Below are 20,395 nucleotides of genomic sequence, written 5' to 3'. Positions count from 1 at the left end.
GCTGTTTATTGAATTATTTGCTACAACGATGAACGCTCACCAATCTTATCTTATCTCATCATGATCCACTTAAATTGTTAGGGATGCGCTGAGATGCGCCTGTAAGCCAAGCATCCTTATCATATCCTCGTTCTTCCCAGTAACCGATATGTTCGCTGTCGATGAGTTCAATGCGATTCAACCATTTTACTGATTTATAGGCATACATCTGAGGAATGACGAGCCGTACCGGACCGCCAAGATCAGCAGGGATAGGTTTGCCATCATGCATGACAGCGACCATAATATCTTCCATTTGCGCTTGATCCATCGTAATGGCATCCGTATACACACCATCACCGGAATAAAATTTCACACTGTGAGCTTCCGGTTTGACCCCGGCTTGTTTCAAAAGCTGTGCAAGAGAGATACCTTCCCAGGTATTCTTATATACAGACCAGCCCGTTACACAGTGAAAATCACTAACCTGTACGGTGCGCGTCAGCTTCACGAATTGTTCCCAATTCCAAACCTGTGCCCGTTCAACCAGTCCATCAATTCGGAAAGACCAGTTATCATTGGAGAAGGACGGTATAGGCGTAACCGTATATACGCGGAAATGACCTTCAGCTCCGCCTCCAATGGGAGGTGAAGAGGCAGACAGCGGTTGTGGCAGAGGAACCATACGGTTAGGGTCGTTCTCCAGCATGCTATCAATACTGTTATCGATTTTGAGATTTCGTCCTACCCAGGATATAAAAGTAGGACCAAGAGTCACGGCGAGACCAACCCCCACAGCAGAACGGATGAAAGCTCGTCGTGTATACAAAGGTTGAGGTCGCTCCTCTGATTTGAGGAGATCTCTCTCGGAACTGCGATCAAACTGGGAAGAAGATATAGCAGCCGGAGTTTCTTTTTCATCCGATATTGAATCAGATGGATCAGCTGTATTTTGAGTTCGTGTTGAAGTTGTAGTGGTTTTAACCGCACGACGTGCAGGATCCTTTAACCATTTGGTCCGAGTGATGGAGTGATAGATAATATAAGGTAAGCCCACCCAAGTCAGCAGGTCATGGATCAAAAGTGCAGCATTCGACCATCGAGGTCCAGCTAGCTTGAACTGCCATAATACAATACCCGAGAGGAGCCAGCCTACCAGCAGCGCAAGAACAAAGATGGTGTTCACCCTTTGCCAAGGTCTATTTCGAAGTTGTTTCCAGTGCTTTCCGGCCAAAATCAAGTAATATACTACGGGTGCCAGCATAGCTAGCCCAACGATGATATGTAGCCATTTTAACCAGACACGTCCAATTCCGAGTATCTCGCGCCAAAAGCCACCTACCAGCATAAGACCTGTTATAGCAAGGATCACAACAATCCAGGCATTCCACGCATGGATGGAAACCAACTTTTTGCCGTAACCTTTGCGTCTGTTCTTCAACCATTGTTTCAAGTGCGATCACCCCATATAGGTTAGTAATGAGTTTATTCAGAACTTTGATATGTAATAGCTAGCTGAGAATGGAGTACGTGATCTGTGTAAAGGTGCAATGCGAGATGGTTATACGATTGTTCATAGGCTACTTATGAAAGTAGTACACTTGACTGCTTAACCTTATCCCTATATCTATATACCTTATTATAGAGTTTTTGGATCACTTTCTTCAAACCAACAGAAGGGCAGGGATCGTTATCCCGATCGGTACTCTAACTAAAACTCATCTAGATCATTATTACTTGTGGTTATAGAAGGCAGTATTATAGAAATGAGTTATTTCTTTTATATGTAATGCACTTTAAGGGTAGTCCTTCACTTGTTTAGAGAATGTGCTAATCTGTCGAATACAGGTTGGAAACAAGACACCGTAGATGAAGATATCATGATATCAAAAGGTTGATTAAAAATGCTTGCTAAATAAATCACTACGTGATATATTATTTCTTGTCGCTTCAAACGAATGATTGTCATAATCATTTGAAAGATGACGAAAACAAAGTGTTGACAGTAAGTTAGTTAACATGATATGATAAGATTCCTGTCCGGTTGACAAACATCAACATAAACGGACATACAAGTTCCTTGAAAACTGAACAAATGGATAGTAATTTTTGATTCACAATGAATCGTCAGATTCAAAATGAGCTTATCGCTCTTTTCAATACTTTATTGGAGAGTTTGATCCTGGCTCAGGACGAACGCTGGCGGCATGCCTAATACATGCAAGTCGAGCGGACTTGAAGAGAAGCTTGCTTCTCGGATAGTTAGCGGCGGACGGGTGAGTAACACGTAGGCAACCTGCCCTCAAGTTTGGGACAACTACCGGAAACGGTAGCTAATACCGAATAATTGTTTTCTTCGCCTGAAGAGAACTGGAAAGACGGAGCAATCTGTCACTTGGGGATGGGCCTGCGGCGCATTAGCTAGTTGGTGAGGTAACGGCTCACCAAGGCGACGATGCGTAGCCGACCTGAGAGGGTGATCGGCCACACTGGGACTGAGACACGGCCCAGACTCCTACGGGAGGCAGCAGTAGGGAATCTTCCGCAATGGGCGAAAGCCTGACGGAGCAATGCCGCGTGAGTGATGAAGGTTTTCGGATCGTAAAGCTCTGTTGCCAGGGAAGAACGCTTGGGAGAGTAACTGCTCTCAAGGTGACGGTACCTGAGAAGAAAGCCCCGGCTAACTACGTGCCAGCAGCCGCGGTAATACGTAGGGGGCAAGCGTTGTCCGGAATTATTGGGCGTAAAGCGCGCGCAGGCGGTCATTTAAGTCTGGTGTTTAATCCCGGGGCTCAACCCCGGATCGCACTGGAAACTGGGTGACTTGAGTGCAGAAGAGGAGAGTGGAATTCCACGTGTAGCGGTGAAATGCGTAGATATGTGGAGGAACACCAGTGGCGAAGGCGACTCTCTGGGCTGTAACTGACGCTGAGGCGCGAAAGCGTGGGGAGCAAACAGGATTAGATACCCTGGTAGTCCACGCCGTAAACGATGAGTGCTAGGTGTTAGGGGTTTCGATACCCTTGGTGCCGAAGTTAACACATTAAGCACTCCGCCTGGGGAGTACGGTCGCAAGACTGAAACTCAAAGGAATTGACGGGGACCCGCACAAGCAGTGGAGTATGTGGTTTAATTCGAAGCAACGCGAAGAACCTTACCAGGTCTTGACATCCCTCTGATCGATGCAGAGATGTATCTTTCCTTCGGGACAGAGGAGACAGGTGGTGCATGGTTGTCGTCAGCTCGTGTCGTGAGATGTTGGGTTAAGTCCCGCAACGAGCGCAACCCTTATATTTAGTTGCCAGCACTTCGGGTGGGCACTCTAGATAGACTGCCGGTGACAAACCGGAGGAAGGTGGGGATGACGTCAAATCATCATGCCCCTTATGACCTGGGCTACACACGTACTACAATGGCCGGTACAACGGGCTGCGAAATCGCGAGATGGAGCCAATCCCAACAAAGCCGGTCTCAGTTCGGATTGCAGGCTGCAACTCGCCTGCATGAAGTCGGAATTGCTAGTAATCGCGGATCAGCATGCCGCGGTGAATACGTTCCCGGGTCTTGTACACACCGCCCGTCACACCACGAGAGTTTATAACACCCGAAGTCGGTGGGGTAACCGCAAGGAGCCAGCCGCCGAAGGTGGGATAGATGATTGGGGTGAAGTCGTAACAAGGTAGCCGTATCGGAAGGTGCGGCTGGATCACCTCCTTTCTATGGAGAATCGTTTCCTGCAACGGAAACATTCAAATACGCAGGTTCTTAGAACCTGCAACAGCAACACAGTTACTTATCCATTTGTTCAGTTTTGATGGAATTTGAGGGGCCATAGCTCAGCTGGGAGAGCGCCTGCCTTGCAAGCAGGAGGTCAGCGGTTCGATCCCGCTTGGCTCCACCAAACAATTTCATCTATTTGGCTTGTTCTTTGAAAACTAGATATCGAAACGAAACAAACGCGAATTAGAACATTCCTTTAAGCTGAACTTGTGCAAACAAGTCAAGTGTATAAAGGTAGTTAAATTGCTTTTGTGATGGTATCGGGTGAGAGCGACTTTTGGCTTTGCGCAAGCAAAACAAGGGAAGCGAGCGACCGAAACCGGAACAAAATGGTTAAGCTACTAAGAGCACACGGAGGATGCCTAGGCGCTAGGAGCCGATGAAGGACGTGGCGAACAACGAAACTGCCTCGGGGAGCTGTAAGCAAGCTTTGATCCGGGGGTGTCCGAATGGGGAAACCCAGCTGGGGTAATTTCCAGTTACTCATAACTGAATACATAGGTTATGCAGAGGCATACCAGGGGAACTGAAACATCTAAGTACCCTGAGGAAGAGAAAACAATAGTGATTCCGTCAGTAGCGGCGAGCGAACGCGGAGAAGCCCAAACCAAAGAGCTTGCTCTTTGGGGTTGTGGGACGTCTCACATGGAGTTACAAAGGAACCGGTTAAGCGAAGAGGTCTGGAAAGGCCCGCCAAAGAAGGTAAAAGCCCTGTAGTTGAAAGTCTGTTCCCTCCGAGACGGATCCCGAGTAGTGCGGGGCACGTGAAACCCCGTATGAATCCGGCAGGACCATCTGCCAAGGCTAAATACTTCCTAGCGACCGATAGTGAAGCAGTACCGTGAGGGAAAGGTGAAAAGCACCCCGGAAGGGGAGTGAAATAGAACCTGAAACCGTGTGCTTACAAAAAGTCAGAGCCCGTTTTAGGGGTGATGGCGTGCCTTTTGTAGAATGAACCGGCGAGTTACGTTCCCGTGCAAGGTTAAGGTGAAGAGCCGGAGCCGCAGCGAAAGCGAGTCTGAATAGGGCGACTTAGTACGTGGACGTAGACCCGAAACCGGGTGATCTACCCCTGTCCAGGGTGAAGGTGCGGTAACACGCACTGGAGGCCCGAACCCACGCATGTTGAAAAATGCGGGGATGAGGTGGGGGTAGCGGAGAAATTCCAATCGAACTCGGAGATAGCTGGTTCTCCCCGAAATAGCTTTAGGGCTAGCCTCGGAAAACAGAGTCGTGGAGGTAGAGCACTGATTGGGTGCGGGGCCCGCAAGGGTTACCAAGCTCAGTCAAACTCCGAATGCCATAGACTTACTTCCGGGAGTCAGACAGTGAGTGCTAAGATCCATTGTCAAAAGGGAAACAGCCCAGACCATCAGCTAAGGTCCCCAAGTGTGTGTTAAGTGGGAAAGGATGTGGAGTTGCACAGACAACCAGGATGTTGGCTTAGAAGCAGCCATCATTGAAAGAGTGCGTAATAGCTCACTGGTCGAGTGACTCTGCGCCGAAAATGTAACGGGGCTAAACACACCACCGAAGCTATGGCTTGATGCTTTGCATCAGGGGTAGGGGAGCGTTGTATAAGGGTTGAAGGTGTACCGTAAGGAGCGCTGGACATTATACAAGTGAGAATGCCGGTATGAGTAACGAAAAGATCAGTGAGAATCTGATCCGCCGAAAGCCTAAGGGTTCCTGAGGAAGGCTCGTCCGCTCAGGGTAAGTCGGGACCTAAGGCGAGGCCGAAAGGCGTAGTCGAAGGACAACAGGTCGAAATTCCTGTACCACCGTAAGCCGTTATGAGCAATGGGGGGACGCAGTAGGGTAGTGACGCGGACTGATGGATGTCCGTCTAAGCAGTAAGGCTGATGTGTAGGCAAATCCGCACATTGTAAGGCTGAGCTGTGATGGGGAGCGAAAATTATAGTAGCGAAGGTCATGATCTCACACTGCCAAGAAAAGCCTCTAGCCAGGTGATGGTGCCCGTACCGCAAACCGACACAGGTAGGCGAGAAGAGTATTCTAAGGCGCGCGGAAGAACTCTCGTTAAGGAACTCGGCAAAATGACCCCGTAACTTCGGGAGAAGGGGTGCCCCGGTAGTGTGAATAGCACGAGGGGGCCGCAGTGAAAAGGCCCAAGCGACTGTTTAGCAAAAACACAGGTCTGTGCGAAGCCGTAAGGCGAAGTATACGGGCTGACGCCTGCCCGGTGCTGGAAGGTTAAGGGGAGTGGTTAGGAGCAATCCGAAGCTGTGAACCGAAGCCCCAGTAAACGGCGGCCGTAACTATAACGGTCCTAAGGTAGCGAAATTCCTTGTCAGGTAAATTCTGACCCGCACGAATGGCGTAACGACTTGGGCGCTGTCTCAACGAGAGATCCGGTGAAATTTTAATACCTGTGAAGATGCAGGTTACCCGCGACAAGACGGAAAGACCCCATGGAGCTTTACTGCAGCTTGATATTGAATTTGGGTACGATCTGTACAGGATAGGTGGGAGCCTTTGAAGTGTGAGCGCCAGCTTGCATGGAGGCAACGTTGGGATACCACCCTGATCGTATCTAGGTTCTAACCTGGTACCGTAATCCGGTGCGGGGACAGTGTCAGGTGGGCAGTTTGACTGGGGCGGTCGCCTCCTAAAGAGTAACGGAGGCGCCCAAAGGTTCCCTCAGAATGGTTGGAAATCATTCGAAGAGTGCAAAGGCATAAGGGAGCTTGACTGCGAGACCTACAAGTCGAGCAGGGACGAAAGTCGGGCTTAGTGATCCGGTGGTACCGCATGGAAGGGCCATCGCTCAACGGATAAAAGCTACCCTGGGGATAACAGGCTTATCTCCCCCAAGAGTCCACATCGACGGGGAGGTTTGGCACCTCGATGTCGGCTCATCGCATCCTGGGGCTGAAGTAGGTCCCAAGGGTTGGGCTGTTCGCCCATTAAAGCGGTACGCGAGCTGGGTTCAGAACGTCGTGAGACAGTTCGGTCCCTATCTGTCGTGGGCGTAGGAAATTTGAGAGGAGCTGTCCTTAGTACGAGAGGACCGGGATGGACGTACCGCTGGTGTACCAGTTGTTCCGCCAGGAGCACCGCTGGGTAGCTATGTACGGACGGGATAAACGCTGAAAGCATCTAAGCGTGAAGCCCCCCTCAAGATGAGATTTCCCAGTATGTAAGACCCCTTGAAGACGACGAGGTAGATAGGCTGGGGGTGGAAGTGCAGCAATGCATGGAGCTGACCAGTACTAATCGGTCGAGGGCTTATCCAATAGCAAGTTGTAATTCGCATGTTTCGTTTCGAATCTAGTTTTCAGAGAACGATCTCTGAAATGAAAATTGGTACATCACAGAACGTGTGTATGATTTTCAGTTCCATATCTGATTTTAAGAAGCTATGCTTCGACAAATCGCGTTTGGTGGCGATGGCGGAGGGGTTCCACACGTACCCATCCCGAACACGACCGTTAAGCCCTCTAGCGCCGATGGTACTTGGACCGCAGGGTCCTGGGAGAGTAGGACGCCGCCAAGCGAAGAACCACTGCCGATGTTATTCGGTGGTGGTTTTTATTTGTTTATTTTAGGGGATGCGGAAGCATCTCTTATTTGACTTTGTAAGAATCCTCTGACACACTCTAAGGGGTACATATATCAGATATCAGGCCATGATTTGGATTGATATAACTCTAGCGAATGGGGTGTAGGACAACATGGAAATTCAGAAATTGACGGTAGATGATTTTGAACCGGCGATGGCACTCTCCGAATATGCTTTTCAAGTAGTAATGAGTGAAGAACAGAAAGAAAAACGGCGGAGTCAATTTTCGTCACAGGATATATGGGGTGTATATGAGGACGGGCAGCTAGGAGCCAAACTTCACATCATTCCTTTTCAAACCTATATTCATGGCAGATCGTTCGAGATGGGCGGTATTGCGGGTGTAGCCACCTGGCCAGAGTATAGACGCAAAGGCTGGGTAGCGGGTCTGCTGAAGCATGCGTTGGAAGAAATGAATCGTAACAAACAGAGTATATCTTTCTTGCATCCATTCTCTTTTGGTTTCTATCGAAAGTATGGATGGGAGACGTATGTTGAATTTAAACGTTATAAAGTACCTACAGCTCATTTGCCTCTGAAAAAAGCGACACCTGGAACAATTCGGCGTGGGGATCCGGGCCTCAGCATATTAAAGGAAGTATACAGTGCGTATGCTGAGCGTTATAACGGAACTCTGGTTCGGGATGATGCAAGGTGGGAGAATTCAGTTCTTGTTAATGGGACCAGCCAGAAGGCTGTATATTACGATGAAGCTGATGCAGCACAAGGTTATCTTTTATATGAGGTTAAGGAAAATAAGTTTACCATTAAAGAGATCATCTATCTGAATGAAGAGGCTAGGCAAGGGCTGTGGACCTTCATTGCTAACCATGATTCCATGATCCAGGAAGTTACGTTGCAGGCGCCTGCCAGTGATACGCTTGCCTTCCAATTGGATAACCCACGGATTCAGCAGGAGATTGTACCTTATTTTATGGCGCGTATCGTTAGTGTAGAGCAGTTTATATCCCAGTATCCCTTTGCAAGCCAGGACTCACCGGTGCAGATTGTTCTACAGGTAGAAGATGCCCACGCTCCGTGGAATGAAGGGGTATGGCAATTAAACGTGGCAATGAACGGAACAGCGTCCATATGGAAAACTTCGGAACCAATTACTGATGATCAGATCATTAAGGTGGATATTCAATCCCTTACCGCGGTCCTGATGGGATATCGCAGACCAACGGAAATGGCACGAATCGGAAGAATTCACGGACCGAACACAGCAATCAAGGCTTTGGAACAAGCGATTCCTGAACGGGAAACCTATTTGCTCGATTTCTTCTGATGACTATGCCCACTGCTCCATTTAACTCGATTAGCTTATATAGAAATACGGCGTGATTGAAAGACAAATGGACTTCTCCAGCAATTTTGGGGAGGTTTTTTTGTGTCTGGGGAATATTTCGTGTAAAATCGTAAAAAATGAATAGTGACCCCACTTGGCAAAACCACAAAATATGCTATAATGGTTATAAAGTCAAAGAAAGTCAAAGTCAACTAAAGGTTTAATACTTAAGTAGCTTTCTTTCTACAATCTGATGCATGATCGCCAATATACGGGATTCATTTCATCGGAGGATCAAGGGAATATTAAAGGACCTTCGTGCTTCCTTCGCTCTCCTGTTAACACTTGTGGAAGCAAGATTCGCTGTTTCCCTGATTGGTTAAATGGGTAGAGAAGGTGTACTCTGTGGGGGCGTGTGGGTCCTTATTGACTTAACGTTTCAGACAGTGGAGGATGATTGGATGCGTAATATCTCTGATATTATCGAACGATATCTGAAGAGTATTTTGCATGAAAGTCCCGAAGGAATGGTTGAAATTCAGCGTAATGATCTGGCAGATCAATTCTCATGTGTACCTTCCCAGATCAATTATGTCATCAGCACACGTTTTACACTCGAGAAGGGATACCTGGTAGAGAGTAAACGCGGCGGTGGTGGTTATGTTCGCATACAGCGCATTGAATTACCGGCCCAATCAGCTCTGCATAATCATTTGCACCATAGTATTGGTGAAGAGATCGGGCAGACAGCTGCCGAAGGTCTGATCTATCAACTGGAAGAAGCGCGCTTCTTGAACAAACGGGAAGCCGGGTTGATGCGAGCTGCAGTATCTAGAGAGGTTATATTGGTCAAACTTCCTTACCGGGATCAAATTCGTGCCAGAATGTTGAAGGCGATGTTAATATCTTTGCTCGGTAAATGAAAACTATCGGGGTCAAAGGAGGTACATCAATATGCTGTGCCAAGAATGCAATAAACGTCCGGCGACACTTCATTTTACGAAGATCGTAAATGGAGAGAAGACGGAATTCCATATTTGTGAGTCATGTGCCCGTGAAAAAGGGGAAATGATCCCTGGAACAGCAGGTGGGTTTTCCATTCACAACTTGTTGTCCGGATTGCTTGATTTTGATCCAGCCGGCAAAAGTGGATCGGCAGGAACACCACCTGCAAAAGCTCTTCAATGTGAAGAGTGTGGTATGACGTACGCACAATTTAGTAAGATAGGCCGGTTCGGCTGCAGTTCATGTTATAAATATTTTGACAGTCGTCTGGATCCTTTGTTCAAGCGGGTTCATGGTAATACGTCCCATGTAGGCAAAGTGCCTGCACGAGCTGGTGGTCGCATCAAGGTGAAACGGCAAATTGCTGATCTGAAGCGTGAGCTACAAGAGAGCATCGCACAAGAGGAATTTGAAGAGGCGGCTCAGATCCGTGACCAGATCAGAGGACTTGAAAAAGGAATAGCTCAGGAGTAAAGTTTGTCATTAGTAGGAGGGATGCGTAATGCCTAATCTGCGCTTTACAGAGAAGGCGCTCAGCGACTGGATGCGCAGTGATGCGGCTGATTCCGAAATTGTCATTAGCAGCCGTGTCCGGATTGCACGCAACCTTCAGCATGTTCCGTTTCCGATGCTGGCTTCCAATGAGCAATCGGAAGAGGTGCTGAATAAGCTGAGCGAAGTACTTCAATACGATGACGTTCATGCCTTTGGGGATTTTCATACGTTGGATCTGATCGATATTGACGAACTCGACAAACGGGTGCTGGTGGAGAAACATCTCATCAGTCCAAGTCTTGCGAATGAATCCAGGAATGGTGCGGTTATTCTCAGTGAGGATGAGTCTGTCAGTATTATGATTAATGAAGAGGATCATCTTCGTATCCAGTGCCTCTATCCGGGGTTTCAGGTGAAAGAAGCCTGGGAGAAAGCTTCCGCAATAGATGATGCTTTTGAAGCGCACGTGGATTATGCTTTTGATGATCGCAGAGGATACTTAACCAGCTGCCCTACCAATGTAGGTACAGGCGTCAGAGCATCGGTCATGATGCACTTGCCTGCCCTGGTGATGACACAACAGATTGGCCGTATTCTAACCGCAGTTTCCCAAGTGGGATTGACGGTAAGAGGGATATACGGTGAAGGTAGCGAGGCGATGGGTAACCTGTTCCAGATCTCGAACCAGATTACTTTGGGACAGACCGAACAGGAAGTCATCGAGAACCTGCATGGTGTTGTGTTACAGATGATTGGTCATGAACGTACAGCGAGAGAACGGTTAATTACCGACTCCAGACTTCGGATTACGGATCGGGTCATGCGTTCTTATGGCATATTGTCTCATGCAGCTATTGTTGATTCCAAGGAAGCTGCACAGCGCTTATCGGATGTACGCCTTGGCGTGGATCTCGGATTGTTGGATGGACTGTCCATCACGGTAATGAATGAATTGAATGTGATGACACAGCCGGGATTTTTGCAGAAAACATTCGGGGAAGATATGCGCACAGATGAGCGTGACATATACCGTGCTCAGTTGATTCGTGATACGATCAATGCAGCGAAGCAGTCCTAGTTTAGCCTGATATAGTATTGAATTATGGTTTCATGCCGCATTGCGGCTTTTATATAATAAGGCATGTACAAATGCCGAATGACTTTATTCGCAGCATGGCTGCAAACAAAAATGATATGAAGAATACGACGGTTATTTCATTATATGACCCTCGTTTTATCCAAAACCATGGAGGTGCAGGAGATATGATGTTTGGAAGATTTACGGAACGGGCCCAAAAGGTGCTCGCACTCGCGCAGGAAGAAGCTGTCCGTCTCGGTCATAATAACATCGGTACTGAGCATATTTTGCTCGGCCTCATTCGTGAAGGCGAAGGCATCGCAGCCAAAGCACTGATCGGCCTGGGACTCGGATTGGAAAAAATTCAGGATGAAGTAGAAACGCTAATTGGCCGTGGCCAAGAGCAACCTACCAACATTGCATATACGCCACGTGCGAAAAAAGTAATTGAACTGTCTATGGATGAAGCTCGTAAATTGGGCCACACTTATGTAGGCACAGAGCATATCCTGCTCGGATTGATTCGTGAAGGCGAAGGTGTTGCAGCACGTGTGCTCAATAACCTGGGAATTAGCCTGAACAAAGCACGTCAACAAGTGCTGCAATTGCTTGGTAGCAGTGAAGCTGTATCCAGCCATAATGGCACACCTGCCAATGTCAGCACACCAACGCTGGACAGTCTGGCACGTGACCTCACGGCATACGCCAGAGAGAATAACCTTGACCCGGTTATTGGACGTAGCAAAGAAATTGAACGTGTCATCCAGGTGCTCAGCCGTCGTACGAAGAACAACCCGGTATTGATCGGTGAGCCAGGTGTAGGTAAAACAGCGATTGCTGAAGGCCTTGCACAAAAAATCATTGCAAATGAGATTCCGGAAACATTGCGCGACAAACGGGTAATGACCCTGGATATGGGTTCAGTAGTCGCTGGAACCAAATATCGTGGTGAGTTTGAAGATCGTCTGAAAAAAATCATGGATGAGATTCGCCAAGCAGGTAACATTGTCCTGTTTATCGACGAATTGCATACCTTGATTGGCGCAGGCGGAGCTGAAGGTGCCATCGATGCTTCTAACATTTTGAAACCGGCTCTGGCCCGTGGAGAATTGCAGTGCATTGGTGCAACAACGCTGGATGAGTATCGTAAATACATCGAGAAGGATGCAGCGCTTGAGCGTCGTTTCCAACCGATTACTGTAGATCAGCCTTCTCCGGAAGAAGCGATTCAAATCTTGCACGGCCTGCGTGACCGTTATGAGGCGCATCACCGCGTGAAAATTACGGACGAAGCAATTGTGCAGGCGGTTAAACTGTCTGACCGTTACATTACAGACCGTTTCCTGCCAGATAAAGCGATTGACCTGATTGATGAAGCGGGTTCCAAAGTAAGATTGAACTCTTACACGATCCCACCAAACCTGAAACAACTGGAAAGCCGTCTGGAAGATATCCGTAAGGAAAAAGACGCTGCAGTTCAAAGTCAGGAGTTCGAAAAAGCAGCAGCTCTGCGTGATACGGAACAAAAAATCCGTGAAGAGCTGGATGTAACGAAGAACCAGTGGAAAGAGAAACAAGGTCGCACCGATTCCGAGGTTACTCCTGAGGATATCGCACAAGTGGTAGCCAGCTGGACTGGAATCCCTGTGAACCAACTGAAAGAAGAAGAGACACAACGTCTGATGAATCTGGAGTCTATTCTACATGAACGTGTCATCGGTCAGGATGAGGCAGTGAAGTCTGTCAGCCGTGCGGTTCGTCGTGCTCGTGCGGGACTTAAAGATCCAAAACGTCCGATGGGTTCATTCATTTTCCTCGGCCCTACAGGGGTAGGTAAAACAGAACTTGCTCGTGCTCTGGCTGAAGCGATGTTCGGCGATGAAAATGCAGTAATCCGGATTGATATGTCCGAGTATGGTGAGAAGCACTCGACTTCCCGACTTGTCGGAGCGCCTCCAGGATATGTTGGGTACGAAGAAGGTGGCCAGCTGACAGAGAAAGTTCGTCGTAAACCATATTCCGTAGTCCTGCTCGATGAAATCGAGAAAGCACATCCAGAAGTATTCAATATCTTGTTACAAGTGCTTGAGGATGGTCGTCTGACGGATTCCAAAGGTCGCGTCGTTGACTTCCGCAATACGCTGATCATTCTAACATCCAACGTGGGTGCCGAAGCGATCAAACGTAACTCTACACTGGGCTTCACTGCAGTTGTAGATGCAGGAGCAGATTATGACAACATGAAGGGGAAAGTGATGGATGAGCTGAAGAAAAGCTTCCGTCCAGAGTTCCTTAACCGGATTGATGAAATTATCGTGTTCCACTCACTTGAAGAAAAACACATCGCTGAAATTGTTACGCTTATGAGTGAAGAACTTCGTAAACGACTGCTCGAACATGAGGTCGATTTCGAACTCACTGACAATGCCAAGTCTTTCCTTGCGAAGTCAGGCTTTGATCCAGCTTACGGTGCGCGTCCGCTTCGTCGGGCAATCCAGAAGCATATCGAGGACAAATTGTCCGAAGAGTTGCTCACAGGTAACGTAACCAAAGGGGATTCATTGCTCATCGACGAAGAGAACGGTGCACTGTCTGTTACGAAAAAAGACGTGGTCGTTCCGTCCAATGAGGAAATCGAAACTAAATAATATTTAGCAAGCTTTGGAGTTAAACTTCAGCTTGTATTGATCCATAATCCTTAATCAAATCCTTCCCGGCTTCGGCCGGGGAGGATTTTTTGCACTTTGGACAGAAGACGGACATGATTATGTCAGGAACATGTGTAAAGTTTGCGATAATCCTTTACGAAAAATCTCAAACAATGGTAAACTTTTAGTAACCCTGCACGTCAGGGAGTTTGGGTGAAATTCGTCGAATAATGCAAAATGCTGTTATAAAATTAAATTATAGGAGTGCTGAAGTGGCCAAAGTTAAAACCAAGTTTCAATGTACGGAATGCGGCTATGAAGCCCCCAAGTGGTACGGTAAGTGTCCGGGTTGTCAGTCATGGAATTCAATGGTGGAAGAAACAGAGACGGTGGTCAAAACACAAGGGAGAAATTCTCCTCTGTTTGACAGTAAAGATAAACCGCTTCCTATCATAGATATAGATAGCGGTCAGGAACCGCGTGTACAGACTGGAATCGGAGAGTTGAACCGGGTGTTGGGTGGCGGAATTGTTCCAGGTTCCCTCGTTCTGGTGGGCGGAGATCCAGGTATCGGTAAATCAACGTTGATGTTGCAGACGTCCCATGCGTTGACGCACTCGGGTTTGCGTGTTTTATATGTATCGGGAGAGGAATCAGTCAAGCAAACCAAATTGCGGGCGGACCGTCTCGGGGCACTCTCTGCCGAGTTGTATGTACTGTGTGAAACCAATATGGAACGTGTAGAGGAAGCGGTGGATCAGATCCAGCCGCATTTTCTTGTCATCGACTCCATTCAGACGGTATATCTTCCCGAAGTTACCAGTGCGCCGGGTAGTGTAGCACAGGTAAGGGAATGTACGTCAAGGTTCATGCGGATTGCCAAAGGCAGAGGCATTGCAACGGTTCTTGTGGGGCATGTTACCAAAGAAGGTGCCATTGCCGGTCCACGTATGTTAGAACATATGGTGGATTGCGTGCTTTATTTTGAAGGAGAACGGCATCATACGTATCGCCTGTTGCGTGCGGTGAAGAACCGTTTTGGTTCCACCAATGAAATTGGTATTTTTGAAATGGGCGAAGATGGACTTCGTGAAGTGGGCAATCCGTCCGAACTCTTTTTGTCGGAACGTCCACTGGGTGTAGCAGGTTCAACGGTAGTTGCCAGTATGGAGGGGACACGTCCTCTGCTCGTGGAATTGCAGGCGTTGATCTCGACGACCCATTTTCCTTCTCCCCGCCGTATGGCAACAGGGGTAGATCTCCATCGATTAAATCTGATCATTGCAGTGCTGGAGAAACGGATGGGGATGTTTTTACAGACCCAGGATGCGTATCTGAACGTGGCTGGTGGAGTACGGTTGGATGAGCCCGCTGTAGATTTGGCGGTTGCTGTCAGCATTGCATCCAGTTTGAGAGATGTACCGACCAAGCCGGACGACGTCATCTTTGGCGAGATCGGTCTGACAGGTGAAGTTCGAGCCGTATCACGGGCCGAACAACGAGTGAAGGAAGCCGCAAAGCTGGGCTTCAAACGAGTCATTTTACCAGAAAAAAGCTTAAAGGGCTGGAAACATCCTCGCGGGATACAACTGATCGGTGTGAATACCGTGGCAGATGCACTAGCGGTTGCTTTAGATTAGGGGGCATAACAAGATGAAAGATATGAGCCAACTGGATAATATGAATGAATTGTTAAGGCTGATCGCACCAGGTACACCTTTCCGCGAAGGTCTGGAAAATGTGCTGCGCGCCAAGACGGGCGCACTGCTTGTTGTAGGATACAGCCCTGAAGTAATGGAAGTGGTGGATGGGGGATTCTCGATTAACTGTGATTTCTCCCCGAACTATCTGTATGAACTCGCCAAGATGGATGGTGCCATTATTCTTAGCGAGGATTTGAAGCGTATTCTTTACGCCAATACCCAGTTAATCCCGGACTCTTCGATCTCTTCATCAGAGACGGGGATTCGTCACCGGACGGCAGAGCGTGTAGCAAAGCAAACGGGTAAATTGGTCGTATCCATATCACAGCGCCGGAATATCATTACTTTGTATCAGGGAACACTTCGTTATTCCCTCAAGGAAATCGGGGTTATTTTGACCAAAGCGAATCAAGCGATTCAAACCCTGGAGAAATACAAAGCGGTATTAACACAGTCCCTTACGAATCTGAGTGCCTCTGAATTTGAGGAGCTGGTGACGATTCCTGAAGTGGTTAATGTGATTCAGCGTACCGAAATGGTGATGCGGATCAAAACGGAAATCAAACGATACATTCATGAACTCGGGAATGAGGGACGACTCATTTCCATGCAAATGGAAGAACTCGTGGGTACAACGGAAGAAGAAGCCTGGTTATTGTATAAAGACTATGCCCGTGACGACAGTGATGACAAAATCCGTGAAATTATCGTGGGACTGAAAAGATTGTCGGACGATGAGTTGCTGGATGCACATCATATTGTCCGTCTGCTCGGCTATCCTTCATCAGCGGCTACTTCAGAGGATTCGGTTGCCCCTCGTGGATTCCGGGTATTAAATAAGATCCCCCGCCTGCCCAATGTCATTATCCATAATCTGGTGGATCAATTCGAACAATTGCCTCATGTTATTATGGCTACAATTGAAGAACTGGACGAAGTGGACGGTATTGGTGAAGTTCGTGCCCGGACCATTAAGGAAGGCCTCAAACGTTTGCAGGAGCAAATGTTTATCGACAGACAGATGTAAGGGTTTGCCTATATAAAGGCTTGAAATGGATGAGGTGAAACAACGATGCTAACCAGATTCATTCCGAATCTCTTTACCCTGGGTAATCTGTTTCTTGGAATGATGGCAATTTTGCTTGCGATTGATGGAAATTACAGTTTGGCTGCCATTATGGTCATTGTAGCGATGCTGCTGGATGGTCTGGATGGCCGAGTGGCACGTGCACTCAATGCCCAAAGTGAATTCGGCAAGGAACTGGATTCCTTGTCTGACATGGTTTCCTTTGGTGCAGCACCAGCCCTGATCATATTTATGGTGTCGTTTCAAGATTCAATGCCGATCCTCGCCTGGATCGCAACAGCGGCTTTTCCGATCTGCGGAGCCATTCGTCTGGCTCGGTTTAATGTTCGTCCGGGAATCCCCGGGTACTTCACAGGTCTGCCGATTCCGGCAGCCGGCGGGGTGCTGGCTACACTGTCCTTGTTCAATAAGGATATTGGCCCGGTTAGCATGATGATTGCTACATTGCTGTTATCGTATCTGATGGTGAGTTCGCTTAAATATCCCAATTTCAAAAAGGTCGGTTTGCCACGCAAGGCAATCTGGATTGCGCCATGGGTTGTGTTATTTGCCATAGCTGTAGCCGTTATTTTCCCAGAGCAGTTATCCAAGTTGATCTTTATTCCGCTGGTGTTATACGCCTTGTATGGAATGAAGCATAATGTGCGAACAGCGGCCTCGCGTAGTCGGGCGAAAAAGCGCAAGGATGAGAAATCTTCCCGTCCTTCCGATCGTTAAGTCTCCTTGGGGACAGACACTATACAAAGAAAGCACGTACTCTCCTGAACTGGAGAATGCGTGCTTTTTGTTTATTGAGATCTATTTACGGTAAAAGAAACCCTTACGGACGACATACATATCTTCTTACGACAGATTAAACATCCCTAACGTTGAACACTTCTGTGATTCGTGATTTACGACCTCTTCCATGTTAATGTCCAGCAGATTGCAGAGAGCCGACATGTAGAACAGGTTCCGCCCTAGCTCAGAGCTGATGACCTCTCTGCAGTTCTCACACAACTCACCTTCCACATGCGTTTCCAGCAGGCCCTTGGTTTGAGCGATATCGCTCTCCGGGGCATATTTCTGCTTGGTGGCGTGCAGCTCGATGCAGCCGCATTCGGTAATGGCTTTGGACACGGCACGGTTAACAGACGCTCCGGCTTGTCCCGTTTTGGACAGTACATCAATCAGGCTGCGATGACGCAACAACAGTTCAGAAACTTGATCCTGGAAAGCCTGTAAACTTAGCGTACTCATTTTGCCACTCACCTCGGGATATGAATTGAATTCATTATATGCCAATAATTTACCTACTTTCAACTGACGATTGCAACATTTCCAAAAAGTTCTTCCAGATGGGATTAGCAATTCAGGAATTGGATCATACTGGATATAAAGATCAAGATACATTGAAGGAGGTGCAGGGACTAATGTGGAAAAAAGGCATTTTAACTTTTACAGGATTGTGCGGTGCATGGTTCGGCTACACGGCATATCATCTGGCAGGAAAATCGGTCCCATGGATGGCGGAGTGGATTCAGTCAGCAGGATTACTGGGAGCTGGTATATCGACGCTGCTGGGAGCTGTAATGTTTATGGCTGTATGTAATATTGGTGGAACATTGATGGCAGACAGGCTGCATAGTGGAATTGATTCATTGGCAAAAGTACCTATGAACGAATTGGCTGCAGGTGCTGCAGGTACCGTTGCAGGATTGCTCGTGGCCTTGTTACTTTACCCTGTTGTGGGATGGATGGGGACGGCAGGAGAAGTGCTACAAGTGGCGCTGACGGTGATTAGTGCTTATTCCGGTTATACCCTTGCCATGGCGAAGAAAGACGATCTGGGGGCCTTCTGGATGTCTGGACGATGGGGTCATCCCGAGGTGGACGAGGACAGACGGATGGAAGAACATAAAATTCTGGATACCAGTGTTATTATCGATGGGCGTATCGCTGATATATGCAAAACCGGATTTATTGAAGGTACGATCGTAATTCCGGAATTTGTTCTGGAGGAGTTACAGCATATTGCTGATTCATCGGATCTGCTCAAGCGGAATAGAGGACGGCGTGGACTGGACATTTTGAACAAAATCCAGAAGGAACTTGATGTAAAAGTCCTGATTTACGAGGGGGATTTCGAGGAAATCTCCGAGGTGGACAGCAAACTGGTTAAACTGGCTAAAGTGCTTCAGGGCAAAGTGGTCACCAATGACTTTAACCTGAACAAAGTGTGCGAACTCCAAGGTGTATCTGTGTTGAACATTAATGATCTCGCCAATGCGGTTAAGCCGGTTGTTCTGCCAGGTGAGGAGATCATGGTGCAGATCATCAAGGATGGCAAGGAGCATGGTCAAGGTGTAGCCTATCTGGATGATGGCACAATGATCGTTGTGGAGGGCGGACGCGAGTATATCGGCATGATGATGGAAGTGCTGGTGACCAGTGTGTTGCAGACTTCAGCGGGACGAATGATTTTTGCCAAGCCGAAACTGTTGGAAAAAGCCCAATAAAGCGGTATGATGGGTAGTGTATCGTTGAATGATATTGTATATCTTTGGGCGATAAACTGACAGACAAGGCAGGGATTGCGGCATGGATAAAGGGTGGGGCGTTGTCATTGTGGCAGCAGGTCGCGGAACCCGGATGGGGACGACCGAGAGCAAACAGTTTCTGTTGCTACAGGACAAGCCCGTTTTCATACATACGCTTGAGGTATTTGCTGTGCTGGACGAGATCCGCGAGATGGTGCTGGTCACAGGAACCGCAGATGTTGAACGCTGCCAGGATTGGGTAAAAGAATACCAACTGGATTCACGTGTCCGTGTTATCCCCGGAGGGAAAGAGAGACAACATTCTGTCCATAAAGGCCTTGAGGCACTTGGGACGGATTGGGTTCTCGTTCACGACGGGGTACGTCCTTTTGTGAACCATGAGCAGATCAAGGGATGCATGGCGGCCGCCATAGCCGGTGGTGGAGCAGCTGTACTGGCGGTTCCCGTGAAGGATACGATCAAACAAGTGAATGCGGAAGGAGTCGTTACGGCGACGCCAGACCGCAGCAGTCTGTGGAGCATTCAAACCCCGCAGGCTTTTCGTCTTTCTTCCCTGCTCTCCGCCTACGAATCAGCTGAGCAGGACGGATTTCTGGGAACAGATGATGCCATGCTGGCTGAACGTCAGGGAATGTCGGTCAAGGTTGTGGAAGGCAATTATACCAATATCAAATTAACAACGCCGGAAGATTTGAAATATGCTGCGTTTTTGCTGGGGGGAGAGAAGAAGCGATGATACGTGTAGGACAGGGATTTGATGTACATCAGCTGGTAGAGGGACGCCCGTGTATTATTGGCGGAGTAACGATTCCTTATGAAAAAGGTCTGCTGGGTCACTCGGACGCAGACGTGCTGTTGCACGCGATCAGTGATGCCATTTTGGGTGCACTGGCACTGGGGGATATTGGAAAGCACTTCCCGGATACCGATCCGGAATTCAAAGATGCCGACAGCCTGAAATTGCTGGAGCATGTATGGCAGCTTGTGAAGGATCGCGGGTATAAGCTAGGGAATATCGATTCAACGATTATTGCCCAGAAGCCAAAGATGGCTCCTTATATCCCACAGATGGCTGAGGTTATTGCCAAGGCACTGGAAGCGGATGTAACACAGGTGAACGTGAAAGCAACAACGACAGAGCAACTGGGATTCCCGGGACGGGGAGAGGGCATTGCCGCTCAATCCGTTGTTTGCCTTGTACGTGTGTGA

General features: G+C 48.1%; 13 protein-coding genes, 1 tRNA gene and 3 rRNA genes. 15 read left to right on the top strand and 2 right to left on the bottom strand.

Going from position 1 to position 20,395, the window contains the following annotated elements; translation table 11 throughout:
- Positions 1-58: 58 nt before the first annotated feature.
- Positions 59-1,432: a molybdopterin-dependent oxidoreductase gene (locus tag MKY01_RS28470; protein ID WP_127551776.1), complete on the bottom strand. Its 1,374-nt coding sequence runs from the start codon at positions 1,430-1,432 to the stop codon at positions 59-61.
- A 711-nt stretch (positions 1,433-2,143) separates the two neighbouring features.
- Between MKY01_RS28470 and MKY01_RS28465 the strand changes: the two genes are divergently transcribed.
- The 12 genes from MKY01_RS28465 (at position 2,144) to pssA (ending at position 17,363) form a co-directional block, all read left to right on the top strand.
- Positions 2,144-3,696: ribosomal RNA gene (locus MKY01_RS28465) — 16S ribosomal RNA — on the top strand.
- A gap of 108 nt (positions 3,697-3,804) precedes the next feature.
- Positions 3,805-3,880, top strand: a tRNA-Ala gene (locus MKY01_RS28460).
- 210 nt (positions 3,881-4,090) lie between these two features.
- A 23S ribosomal RNA gene (locus MKY01_RS28455) occupies positions 4,091-7,016 on the top strand.
- Positions 7,017-7,159: 143 nt separating this feature from the next.
- Positions 7,160-7,276 (top strand): 5S ribosomal RNA (rrf, locus tag MKY01_RS28450).
- Together the 16S, 23S and 5S rRNA genes with 1 tRNA gene alongside form the textbook arrangement of a ribosomal RNA operon.
- A 178-nt stretch (positions 7,277-7,454) precedes the next feature.
- Positions 7,455-8,630, top strand: a complete 1,176-nt coding sequence (locus MKY01_RS28445; protein ID WP_036607133.1) for a GNAT family N-acetyltransferase — start codon at positions 7,455-7,457, stop codon at positions 8,628-8,630.
- A 461-nt stretch (positions 8,631-9,091) separates the two neighbouring features.
- Positions 9,092-9,553, top strand: coding sequence for a CtsR family transcriptional regulator (locus MKY01_RS28440; RefSeq protein ID WP_036671579.1), 462 nt, complete (start codon positions 9,092-9,094; stop codon positions 9,551-9,553).
- Between the two features lie 31 nt (positions 9,554-9,584).
- The gene (locus tag MKY01_RS28435; RefSeq protein ID WP_036607138.1) at positions 9,585-10,109 is read left to right on the top strand and encodes a UvrB/UvrC motif-containing protein; all 525 of its coding nucleotides are present in this window, start codon (positions 9,585-9,587) and stop codon (positions 10,107-10,109) included.
- Positions 10,110-10,137: 28 nt separating this feature from the next.
- Entirely contained in the window at positions 10,138-11,208 is a 1,071-nt protein-coding gene (locus tag MKY01_RS28430; protein WP_036607140.1) for a protein arginine kinase, read from the top strand.
- A gap of 185 nt (positions 11,209-11,393) precedes the next feature.
- On the top strand, positions 11,394-13,856 hold the full coding sequence (locus MKY01_RS28425; protein WP_036607223.1) for an ATP-dependent Clp protease ATP-binding subunit: 2,463 nt from the start codon (positions 11,394-11,396) through the stop codon (positions 13,854-13,856).
- A gap of 272 nt (positions 13,857-14,128) precedes the next feature.
- Positions 14,129-15,496 (top strand): DNA repair protein RadA, encoded by a 1,368-nt coding sequence (radA, locus tag MKY01_RS28420; protein ID WP_036671578.1) that lies wholly within the window; start codon positions 14,129-14,131, stop codon positions 15,494-15,496.
- A gap of 13 nt (positions 15,497-15,509) precedes the next feature.
- Positions 15,510-16,586 (top strand): DNA integrity scanning diadenylate cyclase DisA, encoded by a 1,077-nt coding sequence (disA, locus tag MKY01_RS28415; RefSeq protein WP_047841130.1) that lies wholly within the window; start codon positions 15,510-15,512, stop codon positions 16,584-16,586.
- A gap of 45 nt (positions 16,587-16,631) precedes the next feature.
- Complete coding sequence (pssA, locus tag MKY01_RS28410) at positions 16,632-17,363, top strand: CDP-diacylglycerol--serine O-phosphatidyltransferase (RefSeq protein ID WP_017692048.1); 732 nt, start codon at positions 16,632-16,634, stop codon at positions 17,361-17,363.
- A gap of 126 nt (positions 17,364-17,489) precedes the next feature.
- On the opposite strand, the gene MKY01_RS28405 is transcribed toward pssA, so the two are convergent.
- Positions 17,490-17,885, bottom strand: a complete 396-nt coding sequence (locus tag MKY01_RS28405) for a hypothetical protein (protein ID WP_017692049.1) — start codon at positions 17,883-17,885, stop codon at positions 17,490-17,492.
- Between the two features lie 173 nt (positions 17,886-18,058).
- On the opposite strand from MKY01_RS28405, the gene MKY01_RS28400 reads away from it, so the two are divergent.
- The 3 genes from MKY01_RS28400 (at position 18,059) to ispF (ending at position 20,395) form a co-directional block, all read left to right on the top strand.
- Positions 18,059-19,144: a PIN/TRAM domain-containing protein gene (locus MKY01_RS28400; protein WP_047841132.1), complete on the top strand. Its 1,086-nt coding sequence runs from the start codon at positions 18,059-18,061 to the stop codon at positions 19,142-19,144.
- A gap of 82 nt (positions 19,145-19,226) precedes the next feature.
- Positions 19,227-19,922 carry a 2-C-methyl-D-erythritol 4-phosphate cytidylyltransferase gene (gene ispD / locus MKY01_RS28395; protein WP_076320294.1) on the top strand — a complete coding sequence of 232 codons (696 nt, stop codon included), beginning with the start codon at positions 19,227-19,229 and terminating at the stop codon, positions 19,920-19,922.
- The gene (ispF, locus tag MKY01_RS28390; RefSeq protein WP_017692052.1) at positions 19,919-20,395 is read left to right on the top strand and encodes a 2-C-methyl-D-erythritol 2,4-cyclodiphosphate synthase; all 477 of its coding nucleotides are present in this window, start codon (positions 19,919-19,921) and stop codon (positions 20,393-20,395) included. The genes ispD and ispF overlap by 4 nt, the downstream gene beginning before the upstream one ends.

It is taken from the genome of Paenibacillus sp. FSL R5-0486, assembly GCF_037975155.1.
Classification (GTDB): domain Bacteria; phylum Bacillota; class Bacilli; order Paenibacillales; family Paenibacillaceae; genus Paenibacillus; species Paenibacillus amylolyticus.
This window is presented reverse-complemented; position numbering and strand designations above follow the sequence as displayed.